15 protein-coding genes are annotated in these 18,652 nt (G+C 74.9%); 11 read left to right on the top strand and 4 right to left on the bottom strand.

Going from position 1 to position 18,652, the window contains the following annotated elements:
• Positions 1-4 precede the first annotated feature (4 nt).
• From ACFZDI_RS19420 to ACFZDI_RS19405, 4 genes are read left to right on the top strand one after another with little or no spacing between them, the layout of a single operon-like run.
• Positions 5-910, top strand: coding sequence for a hypothetical protein (locus ACFZDI_RS19420; protein ID WP_391252273.1), 906 nt, complete (start codon positions 5-7; stop codon positions 908-910).
• Positions 907-1,128: a Trm112 family protein gene (locus tag ACFZDI_RS19415; RefSeq protein ID WP_234850336.1), complete on the top strand. Its 222-nt coding sequence runs from the start codon at positions 907-909 to the stop codon at positions 1,126-1,128. Before ACFZDI_RS19420 ends, ACFZDI_RS19415 begins: the two co-directional genes overlap by 4 nt.
• Positions 1,125-1,952 carry an FkbM family methyltransferase gene (locus ACFZDI_RS19410; protein WP_391251953.1) on the top strand — a complete coding sequence of 276 codons (828 nt, stop codon included), beginning with the start codon at positions 1,125-1,127 and terminating at the stop codon, positions 1,950-1,952. Before ACFZDI_RS19415 ends, ACFZDI_RS19410 begins: the two co-directional genes overlap by 4 nt.
• Entirely contained in the window at positions 1,918-2,526 is a 609-nt protein-coding gene (locus tag ACFZDI_RS19405; protein WP_391251951.1) for a hypothetical protein, read from the top strand. The genes ACFZDI_RS19410 and ACFZDI_RS19405 overlap by 35 nt, the downstream gene beginning before the upstream one ends.
• Here ACFZDI_RS19405 and ACFZDI_RS19400 read toward each other — a convergent pair.
• From ACFZDI_RS19400 to ACFZDI_RS19385, 4 genes are all read right to left on the bottom strand, one after another.
• Entirely contained in the window at positions 2,517-3,263 is a 747-nt protein-coding gene (locus ACFZDI_RS19400; RefSeq protein WP_234850338.1) for a hypothetical protein, read from the bottom strand. The genes ACFZDI_RS19405 and ACFZDI_RS19400 overlap by 10 nt on opposite strands.
• 41 nt (positions 3,264-3,304) lie before the next feature.
• Positions 3,305-4,141 carry a hypothetical protein gene (locus ACFZDI_RS19395; RefSeq protein ID WP_234850339.1) on the bottom strand — a complete coding sequence of 279 codons (837 nt, stop codon included), beginning with the start codon at positions 4,139-4,141 and terminating at the stop codon, positions 3,305-3,307.
• Positions 4,142-4,244: 103 nt separating this feature from the next.
• Entirely contained in the window at positions 4,245-5,615 is a 1,371-nt protein-coding gene (locus ACFZDI_RS19390; protein ID WP_391251949.1) for a DHA2 family efflux MFS transporter permease subunit, read from the bottom strand.
• Between the two features lie 56 nt (positions 5,616-5,671).
• Positions 5,672-6,550, bottom strand: a complete 879-nt coding sequence (locus ACFZDI_RS19385; protein WP_391251947.1) for a RimK family alpha-L-glutamate ligase — start codon at positions 6,548-6,550, stop codon at positions 5,672-5,674.
• A 483-nt stretch (positions 6,551-7,033) separates the two neighbouring features.
• On the opposite strand from ACFZDI_RS19385, the gene ACFZDI_RS19380 reads away from it, so the two are divergent.
• The 7 genes from ACFZDI_RS19380 (at position 7,034) to ACFZDI_RS19350 (ending at position 18,622) form a co-directional block, all read left to right on the top strand.
• Positions 7,034-8,503 carry an AMP-binding protein gene (locus ACFZDI_RS19380; protein ID WP_391251944.1) on the top strand — a complete coding sequence of 490 codons (1,470 nt, stop codon included), beginning with the start codon at positions 7,034-7,036 and terminating at the stop codon, positions 8,501-8,503.
• Positions 8,496-9,836 carry a carboxyl transferase domain-containing protein gene (locus ACFZDI_RS19375; protein WP_391251942.1) on the top strand — a complete coding sequence of 447 codons (1,341 nt, stop codon included), beginning with the start codon at positions 8,496-8,498 and terminating at the stop codon, positions 9,834-9,836. The genes ACFZDI_RS19380 and ACFZDI_RS19375 overlap by 8 nt, the downstream gene beginning before the upstream one ends.
• Positions 9,837-9,916: 80 nt before the next feature.
• A complete protein-coding gene (locus tag ACFZDI_RS19370) occupies positions 9,917-10,255 on the top strand; it encodes a CU044_2847 family protein (RefSeq protein ID WP_234850344.1) in 339 nt (112 codons plus the stop codon).
• A complete protein-coding gene (locus ACFZDI_RS19365) occupies positions 10,252-11,940 on the top strand; it encodes a trypsin-like peptidase domain-containing protein (RefSeq protein ID WP_391251940.1) in 1,689 nt (562 codons plus the stop codon). The genes ACFZDI_RS19370 and ACFZDI_RS19365 overlap by 4 nt, the downstream gene beginning before the upstream one ends.
• Positions 11,941-12,018: 78 nt before the next feature.
• Positions 12,019-13,026: a MoxR family ATPase gene (locus tag ACFZDI_RS19360; protein ID WP_234850346.1), complete on the top strand. Its 1,008-nt coding sequence runs from the start codon at positions 12,019-12,021 to the stop codon at positions 13,024-13,026.
• Positions 13,016-17,416, top strand: a complete 4,401-nt coding sequence (locus ACFZDI_RS19355) for an SAV_2336 N-terminal domain-related protein (RefSeq protein ID WP_391251938.1) — start codon at positions 13,016-13,018, stop codon at positions 17,414-17,416. The genes ACFZDI_RS19360 and ACFZDI_RS19355 overlap by 11 nt, the downstream gene beginning before the upstream one ends.
• 168 nt (positions 17,417-17,584) lie before the next feature.
• Entirely contained in the window at positions 17,585-18,622 is a 1,038-nt protein-coding gene (locus ACFZDI_RS19350; protein WP_391251936.1) for a rod shape-determining protein, read from the top strand.
• The last annotated feature ends 30 nt before the right edge of the window (positions 18,623-18,652 follow it).

Raw genomic sequence — 18,652 nt, 5'->3', positions numbered from 1 at the left:
GGGAGTGGCCGCGGCCCTGCTGGCGAACACCCTCTACAGCCTGGGCTTCGTGCTGGAGAAACGTGCCCTCACCGCCCTGCCCGAGGTGACGATCCGCCGGCCGGCCCGGCTGCTGCGCCTCGTCCTCGGCAGCCCCCTGTGGATCGGCGGGTCCCTCGCCCTCGCGGCCGGTTTCGCCGCGCAGCTCGTCGTCTACCGCACCCTGCCGATCGCCGCCGCGCAGGGCATCTTCGTCTCCGGCCTGGTGCTGCTGGTGCTGCTGTCGGCGCGGCTGCTCGGGGAGGAGACGTCCGGCCGGGAGCGGTACGCGCTGGGCGCGATCCTGCTGGCTCTGCTGATGGTGGTGCTGTCGCTGCGCGAGGGCACGGACACCGTCAGCCAGGACGCGCCCTACCAGCTGATCCTGCTGGTGTGCGTGCCGTCGCTGGCCACCGGGGTGTGGCTGTACGGCTCCGCCGAGCGGCGGGCCCGCAACCGGCACCGGCGCCCGACGACGGGCGTCGAGTACGGCGTGGCCGTGGGTCTGCTGTACGGGGTCAGCTCGCTGGCCATCAAGGGCGTCTCCAGCCGGCTGACGACCGACGGGATCGGCGGCGCGGTGCTGGGCCTGCTGGCCTCCCCCTATCCGTATCTCCTGCTGTTCACCGGCGCGTTCGGCCTGGTGATGTCGCAGGCGGCGCTGCAGCGCTGCCGGGCCTCGCTGATCGTGCCGGTGTGCACGACCGTGACGAGCCTGTTCACGGCGGTGCTCGGCACCCTGTCGTTCGGCGAGGCCCTGCCGGACGAGCCGCTGCGGCTCGCGCTGCGGGTGGCGGGCACGGCCCTGGCGGTGGCCGTGCTGCTGACCATGCCGAAGCACGACGCTTCTCCCCAACCCTCCCCACCCGCCAAGGAGCTGACCTCACCGTGAAGCCCGACGACCCGCTGCTGAAGATCCTCGCCTGCCCGATCGACAAGGGCCCGCTGCACCTGCTGGCCGAGGAGGCCGGGCAGGAGGAGGCGCTGTACAACCCGCGCCTGCAACGCCGTTACCCGATCGCCGACGGCATTCCGCAGCTGCTGCCGTCCTCGGGCGAGCAGGTGCCGGACGACGAGCACGAGGAACTCCTGAAGAGGATGGCGCCGTGACCAGCCTGGCGGCCCGGGTCGCCCCCCTCCTGCCCACCCGGCTGGTGGCCGCGACGGCCCGGGCGCTGTACCCCCGGTTCGAGCCGGAGCTGGCCCGGCTCACCGAGCTGTGCCCGCCGGACTGCGGGACGGCGGTGGACGTCGGCGGCTGGTACGGGCCTTGGACGCACCGCCTGTCCGGCCTCGCCGAGCAGGTCGTGACGGTGGAGCCGGTGCCCCATCTGGCACGGCTGCTGAGCGCCGCCGCCCCGCCGAACGTCCGGGTGGTCCGGGCGGCGGCATCGGACCGACCGGGCATCGCACGCCTGTGGCTGCCGCCGGACGACTCGGGCGACCGGGGCGTGTCCTCGCTGGTCCGGCGCGACATCCACGGCCGCGCCCTGGACGTCCCCTGCGTCACGCTGGACGAGCTGGGGCTGCGCGACGTCGGATTCATCAAGATCGACGTGGACGGCAACGAGCCCGCGGTGCTGCGCGGGGCGACGGGACTGCTGGCCCGTGACCGGCCGGCCCTGTTCGTGGAACTGGAGTCCCGCATCCAGCCGATCGCGCCGGTGGTGACCTACCTGTCGCTGCTGGGCTACGACGGCTGGGTGCTGCCCGGCGACACCTGGGTGCCGCTGGCGAAGTTCCCGCTGGAGGACCACCAGGCCCGCGCCTCCTACGTCGTCTCCCACGGCCTGCTCCGCCGCGTCCTGCCCTCCCCGCTCCTGCGCGGCCCGCGCTACGTCAACTCCGTGCTGTTCCTGCCCGACGGCCGCCGCCCCGGCAGGGCACCCGTGGGCGACGATGGGTCCCATGCCCTCCGGAAAGCCCCCCGCTAGCCCCTTCACCCCGCTCGACTTCCAGCTGGTGCTGCTGCGCCGCATGGCCGACCACAACCCCGGCCTGGTGGAGGACGCCCGCCATGAGCTGGGGGCGTCGATCGCCGACATGCGCGAGGCGAACAAGCGCTGGCAGGCGATGGTCCGCTCCCCGCGCTCCCGCACATCCCTGTCTCGCTACCGCTCGGTGCTGGGCGAACCCGAGTCCCGGACGCCGCGCCGGATCGGCGACCTCGACTGCGAGGCCTGGCTGTGGCCCGTGCCCCTGTGGCCCACCCTGCGCTTCGAGGTGCTGACCGCCCCGAACCGCGCGGTGTGGAACGAGTGGCTGGTCCGCGCGCCGGGCGCGAAGGGCCCCGAGCTGCGCACCCTGGACGACCTCACCCCCTGGTCCTGCACGGTCGACGAGGCGGCCCGCGCCTTCGCCCCGGCCCGCCCCCTGGAGGGCACGGCACCGACCCGCTGGGGACTGGCGTTCACCGCGCCCGACGCCGAGGGCGTCCGGCGGGAGGCCGTCGCCGAGTTCACCTGGGGGCTGGTGCAGCGCGTGGCCGTCACCGGCACTCAGGGCTGAGGGGTCCCGACCCGGTCCAGGGCCGGGATGAACTGATCGTAGAAGGCGGTTTTGAGGTGCAGGGCCCGCTCCTCGGTCTCGCGGAAGGCCTCGGCTCCGCCCTGCCGGGCCAGGAGGTCGCTGATGCGGGTGGCCAGGCGGTCGGAGTGGGTGGCCGACAGCAGGGAGACGGTGGTGAGGGGGTGGGCCTTGGCGTCGTGGACGTAGTGCGGGTAGTAGAAGCGGGAGCGGTTGCGGCCGTCCTCGCCCGCCAGCACCGGTTCCATGCGCCGCCACAGGTGCTCGTACTCCACGGACACCAGGACCTCGCCCCAGAACCGCAGGAACGTGAGCAGCCGCAGGTCGGCGTCGGCGTGGCTCCCCGCGTCGGCGATCAGCGCGAAGGCGTCCTCGACGGCCCGCCGGGTGGCCTCGGTCGGCCGGGACGCGACCAGCTCCTCGCGGGTGATGCCCAGCTGGAGCAGGTCCTCCTTCATGTCCTCGCGGTGCGAGCGGGTGTGGCCGCGGCCGTCCGGATACTCCTCACGCAGGATGGCCCGGGCGATCCGCAGGCCGGCCTCGTCGGTCAGCAGGTCGATCGCCAGGTCGTAGGAGGGTGTGAAGGCCAGGGAGACGAAGCGCCGCTGGAGCAGCAGCGCGGCGAAGTCGTCCTGCGCCAGCCGTCCGGTGCCGGCCAGCACGGGATGCTGCCGGAACCGCTCGATCAGCCCGTCCTCGAAGACGTCCAGGTCTCTCATGTGCGTATCCCTTTCCGAGGGTCACGGGTGGTGCCGGTGGCTCATCGGCCGGTGTCGACGGACCGGCGCCAGTCGTCCAGATCCACGTCGCGGCCGATGCGCCACAGGGTGTCCAGTTCCTCCTGGATCTCCCCGCCCATCACGGTGTTACTGCCCTCGATCTCCAACTGGGTCGAGTCGATGGCGAGTTGGCCGTGCAGGAAGGAGCTGACCAGATAGTGCTCGTCGGCCTTGTACACGGCGATCGACGGCAGCGCCTGGTAGACGCGCACCTGGAGCCGCGCCCGGTCGCCGTCGCGCACGCTGTGGAAGAGGGAGGCGAGGGTCGACAGGCAGCGGGCGACACCGGCCTGGACGTCCTCCTCCAGGGCCGGGTCGCGCAGGCCGCGCAGCGCCTCGTTGCGCAGGTCCGCGACCGGCGAGGACGGGTGCAGCAGCAGGACCCGCACCCTGACCCGGCGGTCGGCGATGGCCTGTTTCAGCGCCGACTCGAAGCGGTGCACGTTCGGGATCCAGGTCTGCAGGATGGTGACCTCGCGCTCGGCGCTGTTCAGGAAGCCTTCGAAGGCCTCCTCGGGGAAGCGCCGGTGCACCCGCACCACACCGCCGTAGTGCTCGCGTTTGCGGTCGCGTGCCAGGGCGTCGATGTCCAGCTTCGACAACTGGGTGCTGATGTTGTCGAGCTCCTTCAGCCGGTCGATCTCGAACAGCAGGAACAGCGTGACGGTACTGAGGGTCAGCAGCGTGAGCTTCGGGACGGTGCCGCTCGCCAGACCGTCGAGCAGGTCCAGTTGGTCGGCGAGGGTGACGACGATGCCGACCGCGGCGGTGAGCCCCAGCACGATGCGCTCGGCCCAGTAGCGAAAGGTGCTCCCCATGCCCACTCCCCCGTGCGGCTCGACGACGTCGGCGATGACCGTACCTCGCGACTTTGGGCCAAGTGGGGGATATACGCCAGTAGTTCGCCCGGATACGTGAGTCCTAGACAGGGGCCGCGTGCCGGGTCTTTCCCGGTACGCACCTCCACGCGAGGAACGCCGCCGTCAGATACGCGGCGGCCCCGATGCCCATGCTGGTCCGGATTCCGGTGCCGTAGGTCGCGGCCGAGGCGAGGAGGCTGCCGCCGAGCGCGACACCGGTGGCGCTGCCGACCTGGCGGGTGGTGTTGAACAGGGCGGAGGCTGCGCCCGAGTAGGACGGGGGCGCGGCGCCCATCACGGTGGCGGTCGAGCCGGTGAGGGCGAAGGACGTGCCGAAGCCGGCGGCCATCATCGGGAGCACCAGGAGACCGTAGGCGGGGTCGGGGCCCGCCGCGGCCCAGCCGGCCAGGCCCAGCGCGGCCAGGAGCATGCCCGAGACGACCAGGGGACGGTGGCCGGTACGGCGGGACAGCCGGCCGGACAGGACCGAGGCGAACATGGTCATGGCCACCGCGGGGAACAGCGCGAGACCGGTGCCGAGGGCGCTGTAGCCGCGCTGGTGCTGGAACTCCAGGCTGGCGGTGAACACCATGCCGTAGAAGCCGCAGTTGAACAGCAGGCCGATGGCGGCGCCGCCGCCCAGGGCGCGTGAGCGCAGCAGGCCCAGCGGGAGGGCCGGGGACCGGGCCAGCCGCTCGCGCAGGGCGAAGGCCAGGGCGGCCAGGGCGGCCAGGCCGAGCCCGGCCAGCACGGCCGGGTCGGACCAGCCGCGCCGCCCGGCCTCGTTGAGCGCCGCGGTCAGCAGGGCCACCGCGGCGACGACCGCGACCTGCGCGGGCAGGTCCAGTGCCCGGTCGGCGCGCCGCGGCGAGCGGGCGACGTGCCGCAGGGTGAGCGCCAGGCAGACCGCGCCGACGGGCAGGTTGATGAGGAACACCCAGCGCCAGCCCACGGTGGAGACGAGCAGCCCGCCCAGCAGCGGCCCGGCGGAGGCCGCGATGCCCGCCATCGATCCCCACAGCCCGAAGGCCCGCGAGCGTGTGTCCGGCTCCGGGTAGGCCTGCTGGAGCAGGGCCAGCGACCCGGGCACGATCAGCGCCGCGCCGAGCCCCTCCACCAGGCGGGCCACCACCAGGAAGAGGGCGTCGGGTGCCAGCGCGCAGGCCGCGGAGGACGCGGTGAACACCGCCACGCCCCAGCAGAAGACCCGCCGGTTGCCCAGCCGGTCCCCCAGCGCCCCGCCCGTCAGCAGGAACCCGGCGAAGACGAGCGTGTACCCGTCGGTGATCCACTGGATGCCGGTGAGCGAGGCCGACAGCTCCCGCCCCACCACCGGGACGGCGACGTTGATGACCGTCACGTCCAGGATCACCATGAAGTACCCGGCGCACACCGCCAGCAGCGGTGCCCAGGACCGTCGCTCGGAGGACATGGCCCTAGCAGTACACCAAAAGCCGCATCAGTGGACGTATGCCCCGCGTGCCGGGCTCAGCCGACGGCGGCCAGCACCGCCTCCACCACCCGCGGCACCGAGCCCGGGTGCAGCTCGAGGAACAGATTCGGCTCGATCAGCTCCAGCTCCATCACGCACGGCTCACCGTCCGGCCCGGTGACCAGGTCCACGCGCGCGTACAGCAGCTCCGCGTCCCCGGGCACGGCGGCCAGCGCCCGCTCGGCGACATCCCGTTCGGCGGCGGTCGGCTCCCACGGGCGGATGCCGGGGTGGGCGACCTTGTCGGCGTCGTACGGCGTGCCCGGCGCGAGGACGGCGCCCTTGACGCCGGCGTGCAGCAGGCGCCCGCCGAAGAACTGCACGGCCCGCTCGCCGTGCGTGTCGATGCTGCTCAGGTAGGGCTGCACCATGACGGTGAACCCCTCGGCGTGCATGCGCTCGGCCTGCCGCAGGGCGGCGTCCCGCTCCCCGGCCGGGTAGCGGGCGGCGTACCGGGCCCCGGCCCCGGAGGCGGGCTTCACCACGTACTCGCCGTCGGCGGGCAGCTCGACGGGGTCGCCTGGCGCGAAGTACCGGGTGGGCACGGTGGGCACCCCGGCCTCGGCGAGCTGCCCGAGGTAGCGCTTGTCGGCGTTCCACCGCACGACCGGGAGCGGATTGGCGAGCCGCGTCGCCCGCGCGCACCGCTCGGCCCACGCCGTGAACTCCGCGGCGCGCCAGCTGTAGTCCCAGGTGGAGCGCAGGAGAGCGAGATCGAACCCGGCCCAGTCCACGCCCGGGTCGTCCCAGGCGACGGCGAGGGCATCGGCCCCGGCCTCCCGCAGCGCGTCCACCAGCACCGGCAGATCGCGGTCCTGGTGCTCCTCGCCGCGGGGGTCGTAGGTGACGACGGCGATGCGCGGGGTGCCGGCCACGGCCACTCCCTCTGCGTACGGACGATCGGCTGGACGTCGTCGCAGGCTAACAACCCGGCCGGGAACCGCGACACCCGGTTTGACCTTCACCTTCGGTGAAGCCTGAGCATCGGCCTGTCCGGCGTCGTCGCCGAACCCCACGTCCGGGAACTCCTCGCCGCACCGGCCTCACCCGAGGAGGCGGTGCGGGCGCTCGTCGCAGGGGCGAACACGGCGGGGCCCGGACCACGTCAGCTGTGTGGTCGCGGACGTGGTGGAGTCCGCGATCGGCGGCGTCGTCCAGAGCTCCTGCGGCTTGCGGCCCACGAACGGCCTGCTCGTCCTCGGCGCCGCCCCAGGACATCGACCGCGAGCGTTTCTTCCGGCGGCCGATGGTGTACGGAGGGATTGTGGTGGCGGTCGTACCGGCGGCCCGGGTGGTGACGACCAGGCCCGGCCCGCCGTCCACGACAACAGCAGGCAACAGTCAAGGAGATGTGACGCGTGCCCCCTCTCTTCCCGGCCCTGACCGACAGCCCGGCCGGCAGCACGGCCGGCGGCCCGGCCGACCGTCCTGCCCTCCGGTTCGGCGAGCGCTCCCTCACCTACGCGCAGCTCGCCGCCGCGGCCGGAGCACTCACGGGCCGCATCGGCGGAGCCACACGGGTCGCCGTCTGGGCGACACCCACGCTGGAGACGGCCGTGGCCGTGGTCGCCGCGCTCCTGGCCGGAGTCCCGGCCGTGCCGGTCAACCCCAGGTCCGGCGAGAGGGAACTCGGGCACATCCTGTCCGACAGCGCCCCCGGGCTCGTGCTCACCGCTCCCGACGACCAGCTGCCCGCGCCCCTGCGCGACCTCGCCCGGGTGGACGTCGACGTGCACGCCACCGGCCCGGCCCCCGAGGACCGCGCCGCGGACGAGGATCCGGCCCTGATCGTCTACACGTCCGGCACCACCGGCCCGCCCAAAGGCGCCGTCCTCCCGCGCCGGGCCGTCGCGAGCACCCTGGACGCGCTGGCCGACGCCTGGCAGTGGACGGGCGACGACGTCCTCGTCCACGGGCTTCCGCTGTTCCACGTGCACGGCCTGGTCCTGGGCGTCCTCGGCCCGCTGCGGCGCGGTGGCTCGGTGCGGCACCTGGGCCGCTTCACCACCCAGGGCGTCGCCCGCGAGCTGAACACCGGGGCGACCATGCTGTTCGGCGTGCCGACGATGTACCACCGCATCGCGGAGGCCGTGACGAGCGACCCGGACCTGGTGACGGCGCTGACCGGGGCGCGGCTGCTGGTCTCCGGCTCCGCCGCGCTGCCGGTGCACGACCACGGCCGGATCGCGACCTCGACCGGACGGCGCGTGATCGAGCGGTACGGCATGACGGAGACGCTGATGAACACCGCCGTCCGCGCCGACGGCGAGGCCCGCCCGGGCACGGTCGGCGTGCCCCTGCCGGGGGTGGAGCTGCGGCTGGTCGAGGACGACGGCACGCAGATCACCGCCTACGACGGGGAGACGGTGGGCGAGATCCAGGTGCGCGGGCCGAATGTGTTCACCGAGTACCTCAACCGCCCCGACGCCACCGCGGCCGCCTTCACCGCCGACGGCTTCTTCCGCACCGGCGACATGGCGGTGCGCGACCCCGACGGCTACGTCCGGATCGTCGGCCGCAAGGCCACCGACCTGATCAAGAGCGGCGGTTACAAGATCGGGGCCGGTGAGATCGAGAACGCGCTCCTGGAACACCCCGGCGTGCGGGAGGCGGCCGTCACCGGGGAGCCGGACGCCGACCTGGGCGAGCGGATCGTGGCGTGGATCGTGCCCGACGATCCGCAGGCGCCGCCCACGCTCGACGAGTTGGCCGACCACGTGGCCGAGCGACTCGCCCCGCACAAGCGGCCCCGGGTCGTCCACCACCTCGACGCCCTGCCCCGCAACGACATGGGGAAGATCATGAAGCGGGCGCTGACCCATGACTGAGCCCCGGTCCGCCCGCGCCGTCGTCACCGCCCTCGCCGACGACGCCACCTTCGCCGAACTCCCCGCCCCGACACGGAACTCCAGGCCCGACGGCCCGCTCGCCTGGCCCGGCTATGACGCCTCCCGCGCCCGTGCCGTCGAACGCACCGGCGAGCATGAGTCCGTGGTGTGCGGCACCGCCCGGATCGGCGGCACCCGGGCCGTGCTGATCGCGTTCGAGTTCGGCTTCCTCGGCGGCTCCCTGGGTGAGCGCACCGGCGACCGGCTGGAGGCGGCGTACACCTACGCCCGCGAACGCCGCTTCCCGGTGGTGCCGTTGGTGGCCACAGGCGGCAGCCGTATGCAGGAGGGCATGCTCGCGCTGTCCCAACTCCAGCGGGTGGCACGGCAGTCGGCGCTCACCCGGGAGGCCGGTCTGGCGCAGGTGGCGGTCCTGCGCGATCCGACGACCGGGGGCGGCTGGGCCACCCTGGGCGCGGGCGCCGACGTGACGCTCGCACTGCCCGGCGCCCAGGTGGGCTTCGCCGGTTCCCGGGTACGGCCGGCCGACGCCGACCCGGCGGCGTACACGGCGGAGGCCCAGGTCGCGGCGGGGTCGGCGGACGCGGTCGTACGGCCCGAGGAGCTGCGCGAGACGCTGGGGCGCTGGCTGCGGCTGCTGACGTGCCCGTCCACCACGCCCGTCCCGCCGCCCGAGCCGCTCGGCGGGTCCGCGGTCCTGCCCGCCACGGGCTGGGACGCCGTCCGCCGCGCCCGGTCCCCGCGACGGCCGCGCGCCGCCGCCTACCTGGACGCCTACTTCACCGACCGGGCCGTGATCAACGGCGACCGCTGCGGCGGCACGGACCCGGACGGCATGCTGTGCGGCTTCGGCACGCACGAGGGCCGCACGGTCGCGTACGCCGCGCAGACCGGGACCGCCACCCGCCCCGCCGGCTACCGCACCGCCGCCCGGCTGATCCGCCTCGCGGACCGGCTCGGCATCCCGGTGCTGACCCTCGTGGACACCCCGGGCGCGGCCAACGACGCGGAGGCGGAACGGCAGGGCGCGGGCCCGGCGATCGCCGACCTGTTCGCCGCGGTCGCGGGCGCCCGCACCCCGGTGACCACGCTGGTGATCGGCGAGGGCGGCTCCGGCGGCGCCCTGGCCCTGGCCGCCCCCGGCAACACGTGGGCCACGCCCGACAGCTACTTCTCCGTGATCGCGCCGGAACTCGCGGCGGCCATCCTCAAACGCCCCCCACGCGAAGTGGAGACGACGGCGGACCAGCTCCGCATCCGGCCGCAGGACCTGGTGGAGCTGGGGGTGATCCGGGGGACCGTGGGACCCTGAGGTACCGGTGGATGCCTCCCGCGGCATCAAGTACCGTCCGTCACAATGGGAATGCCGGGCGCAAGGACGACGGGGGTGCCGTGGACGGGTTGGTCGAGTTCAGAACCGGTGACGGTGCGGTGGTCACGGTCGAGGCGGCCGAGGAGCGCTCAGGCTCCCGCCTGGTCTCCCGGGGCGACGGCACGGTCCTGGCGACCCGCACGTTCGAGGGAGCCCTGGACGGGGTACGGGCGGCCGCGGAGTCCGCGCTGCGGGTGTTCCGCGACGGGTCCCTGAAACCGGACGGCGTGGAGATCGAGTTCGGGGTCAAACTGGCAGCCGAGACCGGCGCGTTCATCGCCAAGGGCACCGCCGAGGGCCACCTGGTGGTCAGACTGACCTGGTCCCCGGCCGGCCCGGAGGCAAGCCCGGCCCCATGAACAGCGCCGAGTGGCACGCGCGGATCGAGTTACGGGGCCGGGTGGCCGGAGCGGGCTTCCTCGTCGCGCCCCGTACGGTGCTGACGTGCGCCCATGTGGTGGGCGACGGCGAGGAGCCGGTGGTGAGCTTCACCGAGCTGCCGGGCACGCCGCCCGTGCCCGCCCGGGTCGTCGCCCACGGCGGCTGGAGCGGCGGCGCCGCCGACCCCGGCGACCTCGCCGTGCTGGAACTGGACCGGGAGATGCCGATCGCCCCGGCCGCCCTCGCCCCGGTCGACGCCGCCCACGGCACGCCCCCGCGCAAACTCGTCGTCCACGGCTACCCGGCCGGCTTCGACGAGGGCACGCTCGCCGAATACCGCGTCACCGCCCCGCAGTTGATCCGACGGGAGTGGCTCCAGCTGGAGGCCTGGCACACCGGCGGGCAGCCGCTGGCCCCCGGCTTCAGCGGAGCCGCGGTCAGGCTGGCCGACACCGGTGAGGTCATCGGCATGGTCACGTCGGCGGCCGGCGCCCGGGACGTGCGCACCGGCCGGATGATGCCCATCGAGGTCATGGCCCGCTACTGGCCCGCCCTGCGGGGTCTGGTCCCCACCTCCGACCACACCACCGCCGACCGGGCCCGGCTGCGCGCTCTGGTGGAGAAGGCGGCCCGCACGGGCGTCGACTGCGATCCGGTGCGGCTGTACCGCGCGGCGGCCGACCCGTTCGATCCGCCGGCGCCCGAGGAGGGCTTCGCATCCCTGTGGTCGGCGGCCCTGTTCGTGCTGTGCGAGCTCGACGGCCCGGGCGCCGCACGGACCGTCGCCCGGTTCACCGACCGTCTCGAAGCGCTGCTGCACACCCCGGCCGTGACGCCCACGGCGCCCGACTGGTCGCCGATCCTCGTCGAACTCGGCCACAGCGGGGCGGGCGACGGCCTGGTCCGTGTCGAGGTGTCCGCGTACAGCGAGGGACGGCGGCACCCGGTCGACTCCGGCACGGTCGAGCAGCCTGCGTTGTCCGCGTACGTGCGGGACCGCATCGAGACGGCGTTCCGGTATCTGACGCCCGGCGCCGACGAGCTGGTGGCGTTCGCGCTGCCCCGGGACTGGCTGGACTGGCCCGTCGACCGCTGGGAGAGCGCCCCGGACGACGCCACCCCGCTCGGCTGCCTCTATCCGCTGGTCGTCACCGACCACGTCCGGCGCAAGGCCAGCACCCGGCATGTGCTGACCCGGACCTGGAAGCGGCTCGACGCCTTCCCGGGCGCACGGCTGCACCGCGTGGAGTGCGGCGGCCCGGAGGAGCCCGGGCGGCTGCGGCTGCGGATGCGGCGGCCCGACGCCTGCCTCGCCGGGTTCGGCACCGCCCCGGCCGCCTCCCGCACCCGGCCGCACTTCGACGTCTCGCTCACCGCGCCGGCCCCGGTGATCGTCTGGTCGCGCGGAGGCTGCGGTTCCGGGCAGGAGGAGTGCGCCGGGACGGACGGCTGCACGGGCAAGGCCTTCCTGGACGCGCTCGACGCGTGCGTGGCGGCCGTACCGCCGGCCGAACTCCCGCGTCACATTCTGGCCTTGCGCGAGGAGGCGCACGCGGAGGAGGACCACTGGGCACGCGGCATCCAGCTGCTGTGGGACGACCCGCGGATCTTCACCGACCCGCACGCCGTCGCCGCCGCGCACGCGGGGTCGCCGGTGGCCTGACCCGCCCGGGGCCGCCGGACAGCGGCCCGACGCGTCCGAGGAACAGCTGCACGAAACGGAGAGCGGAGAGCAACCCCCATGCCGCACTGGTCCGTCTACACCGGCGACCACGAGCCGCACGACGGCATCGACGACCTTCCGGCCCCGCCGCCCTGGCGGGCCTTCGACGGCGGGCCCACGCTGCCGCCGCCGCACGACCGCGACGACACCTCGGCCGTCTCGCCGGACCGGGTGCACCGGGCGAAGTCGTACGTCGCCACCCCGGAGACCGTCCGGCTCGTCAACGCCGCGCTCGTGCTGCGCCGGCCGCTGCTGGTCACCGGCCCGCCCGGCACCGGCAAGTCCTCGCTGGCCTACGCGGTCGCCCGCGAGCTGCGGCTCGGCCCGGTGCTGCGCTGGAACATCACCAGCCGCAGCGCCCTCGCCGACGGCCTGTACCAGTACGACCCGCTGTCCCGTCTGTACGCGGCCCGGGAGGGGCTCGACCGGTCCGGCGGTGTCGAGGACCATCTGCGTCTGGGGCCGCTCGGCACGGCCCTGCTCCCCTACGACCGGCCGCGCGCCCTGCTCGTCGACGAGATCGACAAGAGCGACCTGGACCTGCCCAACGACCTGCTGAACGTCCTGGAGGAGGGCCAGTACGAGATCCCCGAACTGGTCCGCGCCGCACGCCACTTCGGCGGCGGGGCGGCCGAGGTCCTCGCCGACGGCACGGACTCGCCCGTCACCGTCCGGCGTGGCCGGGTCCGCTGCCGGGCGTTCCCGTTCGTCGTCCTGACCAGCAACGGCGAACGAGAGTTCCCGCCGGCCTTCCTGCGGCGCTGCGTCCGGCTGAAGCTGCGCCGCCCCGACCGCGACCAGCTGACCGACATCGTCCGCGCCCACCTCGACACCCCCGACGGCGACGCGGACCGGCTGATCACCCGCTTCCTGGAACGGGCCTCCGGCGGCGAGCTGGCCACCGACCAGCTGCTGAACGCCCTGTACCTCACCGGCGTGGCCGGCCTGGACGCCGACTCCCGCGACGACCTGGCCGAACAGCTGATGCCCTACCTCAGCGCGACGGCGGACGGCGATGGCTTCTGACCCCGCCCCACCGTCCCCGCGGCCACGGCACAACGCCGGGCCGGCGCCGCTCTCGGCCCCACCGGCGCCGGCCGACACCCGGAACCCGCGGCACCACACCGGAACCAGCCCCTCCCCCCTCGCCCGGCTCCACGCCGTCCTGGCCGCGGCGGGGGCCGAGCCGACGCCGCGGGAGATCGCGGAACTGGTATGGCTGGCACACCAGTTGGACACCGGGCTGCGGCAGGACGCGGCGTCCGGACGGAAGGCTCCGGCCGGGGCACCGGTGTCTGCGACCGGCCCGGGGACCGCACCTGCCCCGCCCGCACCCCCCGAGGACCCACCCCTCCCCCCGAGACAGGAGCAGGCCGAGCGCGTGCCGCTGACCCTGCCCGCCCCGCGGTCCCCGGACCGGCCCCGGGGCGGCGGCGGAACCCCCGTGCTCGCCCCCGCGCCCCCGATGCTTCCCCACCCCCTCGCGCTGCAACGCGCCCTGCGTCGGCTGAAGCGCAAGGTGCCCTCCCCGCACGCGCGGGTGCTGGACGAGCGGGCGACGGCCGACCGGATCGCGCGGCTCGGCGCCCACCCCGACGTGTGGTTCCCGGTACTGCGCCCGGCCCCCGACCGCTGGCTGCGCCTGAACCTCGTGCACGACACGGGCCCGACCATGCCGGTCTGGCGCCCCCTTGTGAACGAACTGCACACGGCCCTCGCGCAGTCGGGCATCTTCCGCACGGTCACCCTGCACCCGGCCACGCCGGACGGCCGGGCCCGCCGGGTGCCCGACCCGGACGACGGGCGGACCGTGACTCTCGTCGTCAGCGACTGCATGGGCCCGCAGTGGCGCCCGGGCGAGGCCGGCGACCGCTGGTACCGCACCCTGCGCCACTGGGCACACCGGATGCCGCTGGCCCTCGTGCAACCCCTGCCCGAGCGCCTGTGGGGCACGACCGCGCTGCCCGCCGAGCCGGGCCTGCTGACGTCCCCGGCCACGGCGGCACCGTCGGCGGCCCTGTCCTTCACCCCGTACGACCCCGCCGCCCCCGCCCCGGAGCACGCCCTGCCCCTGCCGGTGCTGGAGCCGGGCGCTGCCTGGCTCGCCCACTGGGCGGCCCTGGTCGCCGACCCGGGCGGCTCCCGTACCCCGGGCGCGGCGGCCTGGCTGCCGCCCGCTCCCGCGCCACCCGTGGAACCCGCCCCGGACATCGCCGGCTCCTCCCCCGAGGACCTGGTGCTGCGCTTCCGTGCGACCGCGTCCCCGGAGGCCTTCCGGCTGGCCGGGCACCTCGCCCTCGCGGTCCCCTCGGTCCCCGTGATGCGCCTCGTGCAGCGCGCCGTGGACCGCGACCCGCGCCCCCAGCACCTCGCCGAGGTGATCCTCAGCGGCATGCTCACCGCCGTCCCCGGCCCGCCCGGCTCCTACGCGTTCCGGCCCGGCGTACGGGAGTTGCTGCTGCGCTCCCTGCCCCGCACGGCCCGCGGCCGGACCCGGGAGTTCCTCGCGGAGATCGGCGGCCTGATCGACGAGCGGGCGGGGCTGACGGCCGGGGAGTTCCGGGCACGGGCCGACGGCGGCGAGGACGGCTCGGGTCCGGCGTTCGCCACGGTCAGCGAGGAGACCGTGCGGCGGCTGGGCGGGCAGGAGCCTCCGGAGCCGTTGTTCGCCGGCAGGTACCGGCTGACCGACAAGCGCGCGACGCACCCGACCGTGTGGGAGGCGGTGGACGTCCACACCGGCCGGCGGGTGGTCGTGCGCCCGTACCGCGACCAGCCCGCGCCGCAGGAGCGGTTCCTGCGCGAGGCCCGCGCCCTGGCCGGTCTGGAGGACCCGCACGTCGTACGGGTCCTGGACTTCGGTGTGACGGACGGCAGCCCGTACCTGGTCACCGAGTTCGTGGACGGGCTGACCCTCGCCGAGGTGCTCTCCGGGCTCTCCTTCCGGACGTTCGCCCGCCTGGTGGCCGAGGGGCTGGCCGGCCTCGAAGCGCTGCACGACCGCGGCCTGGTGCGCGGGGAGCGCGGGCCCACCGGCCTGCTGCTGCGTCCCGACGGGAGTGTGCTGCTGAGCCGGGTGGCACTCGGCGAGGAGTCCCGGGACAAGGACCCCGAGTGGGACCTGGGCGAGTTCCGGTGGCTGCTCAAGCAGGTGGCGACGAGTGTGCCGGTGCCCGCCGAGCACCGCGAACTGCTCGACCTGATCGACGGGCGCAGACTGCCCGCGGCCGCCCGGTACGCCGCCGGCCCGGCCGCGACGGCCCCCTGGCCGCCTCCGCTCGACGTCACCCTGCTCGGCCCTGTGCGCATCAGCCACGGCACCCGGCCCGTGGAGCCTCCCGCCCCCGAGGTCCAGGCGCTGCTGTGCATGCTGCTCTTCTCCCACGGACGTCGTCTGACGCACGCCGAGCTGGCCCGGGGCCTGTGGGAGGAGCCGCCGGACGAGCGCCGGGCCGCGGCCCGCATCGAGGAGCTCGTCCCCGAGCTGCGCCGGGTCCTGCCCCCCGGCGCCCTGGTCGGCCTCCCGAACGCCTACGCCCTGCATGTGCCGGAGGTGCGCGTCGACGCGTTCCACTGCGAGGAACTCCTCGACGACCCGGCGTGCGGCCCCGCCGACGTCGGACGGGCGCTCGACCTCTGGTACGGCCCGGCCCTGGACGGCGTTCCCGGCCCGGCGGCGGCCGCGGCCCGGGACCGTCTGCGGATCCTGAAGTCGAGGCTCCGGGCCCTGCACGCCGACCTGGACGAGGCCCGGGAGGCCGCCCCCACCATCACGTTCCGGGCCGACGACCTCGCCGGTCGCCCCGAGGCCCGCATCACCCTCGAGTACGCGGTCCACGAGATGCTCTCCCGCGGCGCTCTGGCACCCCACCGGTTCGACGTACGGGTCCGGCCCGACGGCTACGTCGTCCACACCGAGCCCGGCACCTTCGTCCTGCCCGTCCTGGTCGCCGTCCTGCGTGGCCTGCCCGAGGTCCTCACCGGGCTCGTGGACCCGCCGCCGCTGACCGTCACCTTCTGGGACCGGCCCACCCCGCCACCGGCCGCGCCTCCCGTACCGGCCGGCATCCAGGTGATCGTCTCCCCGGCCGTGTACGAGCAGTTCGCCGCCAGCTCCGCCGCCCAGGGCCCGCGGCGTCTCCAGCCCCTCTACCGGGACGGCGCCACCGACACCCCGCCCGTCGCCTGGTACTGCCCGCTCACCCCGGCCGTGGCGCCCGAGCCCGGGACCCGCGAACTGGTGGAGGGCCCCTTCATCACGCACGACCTGCGCCGGCTGGGGATACCGGCACCCGGCCGCACGGCCGTCGTCCACACCCGGCCGGACGGCCCGCTCACCCTCTTCGACCCGGCCCGGCCGCACGGCGACCGGCCGTCGCGGTCCGTGACGTACTACAAGGTCGACCTCACCACCCACCAGTCCCACCAGCGGGTCTCCCTGCCGAGCTCCGGCAAGGGCGCCTTCGCGGCCGCGGTCGAACTGTCCTGGCACGTGGACGACCCGGTCGCCTTCGTCCGCGCCGAGGCCACCGGGGTCGGTGAGCAGCTGCTCGGCCATCTGCTGGAGGAGGCGGCCCGGATCACCCGCCGGCATCCGCTGCGCCGGGCCGGCGCGGCCCAGCGGGCGGTCAACGAGGGCCTGCGCCACTGGCCGGTGCCGGGGCTGTCGGTGTCGGTGTCGGTGCAGCTGGCCCCGGAGGGCGCGGCCCTGCCCGGGCCGCGGGGCACGGTCCCGGCGCGACGCCCGCTGGCGGACCTCCTCGCCGAGGCCGACACCGTGCTGCTCGGCTTCGACGGCCCCCTGGCCCGGCTGTTCTCGGCGCAGGCGGCGGGCGAGGCGGCGCTCGACCTGCTCGCCCTGGTCGCCGAGCACCGCGGCCCCCGGGACGTCCCGCCCGCCGCGGTAAGGGAGACGTTCATCCATCCGCTGGACGTGCTGCGGGCCTTCGCCCGTGACCCGCTGGGCCCGCTCCTGCGCGACCGCCTCGACGCACTCGAACTGCACGCGGTCCCGGACGCGCCCACCACGCACAACTCCGTGCCGCTGGTGCGTGCCCTGCACGACTCCGGCCGCCGCGTCAGTGTCGTCTCGGACGTCAGCGCCCCGGCCGTCCACCGCTATCTCGCCCCCTACGGCCTGCCCCTGGCCGGCATCCACGCCCGCGGAACCGACCTCTCCCTGCTCACCCCCCACCCCGACTGCCTGCTGCGCGCCGTGCACTCCTTCGCCGGCGGCGCCGCGACGGGCGTCCTGATCGGCTCCACGGTGGCCGAACTGACCGCTGCGCAGCAGGCGGGCCTGCGCTTCGTCGGCCTCGCCCGGAACACCACCGCCGGCCGACTGCTCCAAGAGGCGGGCTGCGAGACGACCGTCGCCTCCCTGGCTCCGGTCCTGGAGGCCGCCCGCTCCCTGTAGCACGGCCCGAACCCCCCGTTCGGCGGCGCCCCGCCCGGCCCCCCAGGAAAGGCGGCCCGGCCCCCTCCCGCGCACCATGCGAAGGAGGCCCGCCACCCGGCGGACCCACGTCTGCGAGGCCCGCCACCTGGCGGCCCCCCACGGTCTGTGCTCTCGGGAGGACCTGCCATGACCGCCAGTCTGGAGCAGTTGTGCCGCTGCCACTTCGCCGTCGACCTGGGAGCGGCCCGCACACGCGTCTACGTCAAGGGCGCCGGGCTCGTCGTCGACCAGCCGTCCGCCGCCGCCGTGAACACCCGCAACGGCGCGCTGATCGCCGTCGGCGAGCTCGCGGAGAAGATGAAGGGCCGCACCCCGCACTACATCCGGGTGGTCCGGCCGGTCTCCGGCGGCACCGTCGTCGACATCGAGATGGCGCAGCGCATGCTGCGGCACCTGCTCGGTGACAAGATGCGCCGCGCGCTGCGCCGCAAGCCGATCCTGCGGGCCGCGGCCTGCACACCGCACGACGCCGACCCGCTGGCCCAGCGCGCCGCGATCGAGACGCTCGTGGGGCTGGGGGCGCGCCGGGTGGAACTGGTCGACACGCTCATCGCCGCGGCCGTCGGCTGCGGGCTGCCCGTCGAGCAGCCCGAAGCCACGATGATCATGGTGTGCGGGGCGGCGGCCACGCAGGTGGCGGTGCTGTCCCTCGGCTCGATCGTGACCGCCGACCGGGTTCCGGTGGGCGGCGAGGTGGTCGACCACGCGATCGTGCAGCACCTGCGCCACGAGCACGAGCTGATTCTGCCGAGTCAGTCGGTACGGCCGTTGCAGCTGGCCCTGGCCGGCAACGGCCTCACCGCGCAGGGACCGGCCACCACGGAGATCCACGGCAGGGACGTCGCCACGGGCCTGGCCCGCTCCGTGCAGGTCGACACCGCGGCCGTGCGGGACGCCATCCAGACGCCGCTCACCGCGATCCTCGACGGCATCGGCAAGGTGCTGCGGGACTGCCCGCCCGACCTGGTCGCCGACCTCGCCGACCGGGGGATCATGATGGTCGGCGGCAGTGCGCTGCTGCCGGGTCTGGACCAGATGCTGCGGCAGGCCACGGGCATGCCGGTGCACATCGCCGAGCGTCCGGACGTGTGCGCGGTGCAGGGGCTGGGCGCGATGCTGGAGGGCAGGATCGCGCCGCTGGCACTGGACCCGCTGGGCACCTGAGCGTCGGCCGCGACGCCGGGAGCCGGATCG

It is taken from the genome of Streptomyces sp. NPDC007907 (genome assembly GCF_042959365.1).
GTDB lineage: Bacteria > Actinomycetota > Actinomycetes > Streptomycetales > Streptomycetaceae > Streptomyces > Streptomyces indiaensis.
Note: the sequence above shows the minus strand (reverse complement) of the source record. Positions and strands in the feature narration are given on the sequence as shown.

Coding starts and splice junctions, on each gene's coding strand:
- ACFZDI_RS19405 (WP_391251951.1), top strand. CDS start 1,918: ATGGGTCCCATGCCCTCCGGAAAGCCCCCCGCTAGCCCCTTCACCCCG.
- ACFZDI_RS19400 (WP_234850338.1), bottom strand. CDS start 3,263: ATGAGAGACCTGGACGTCTTCGAGGACGGGCTGATCGAGCGGTTCCGG.
- ACFZDI_RS19395 (WP_234850339.1), bottom strand. CDS start 4,141: ATGGGGAGCACCTTTCGCTACTGGGCCGAGCGCATCGTGCTGGGGCTC.
- ACFZDI_RS19390 (WP_391251949.1), bottom strand. CDS start 5,615: ATGTCCTCCGAGCGACGGTCCTGGGCACCGCTGCTGGCGGTGTGCGCC.
- ACFZDI_RS19375 (WP_391251942.1), top strand. CDS start 8,496: ATGACTGAGCCCCGGTCCGCCCGCGCCGTCGTCACCGCCCTCGCCGAC.
- ACFZDI_RS19365 (WP_391251940.1), top strand. CDS start 10,252: ATGAACAGCGCCGAGTGGCACGCGCGGATCGAGTTACGGGGCCGGGTG.
- ACFZDI_RS19360 (WP_234850346.1), top strand. CDS start 12,019: ATGCCGCACTGGTCCGTCTACACCGGCGACCACGAGCCGCACGACGGC.
- ACFZDI_RS19355 (WP_391251938.1), top strand. CDS start 13,016: ATGGCTTCTGACCCCGCCCCACCGTCCCCGCGGCCACGGCACAACGCC.
- ACFZDI_RS19350 (WP_391251936.1), top strand. CDS start 17,585: ATGACCGCCAGTCTGGAGCAGTTGTGCCGCTGCCACTTCGCCGTCGAC.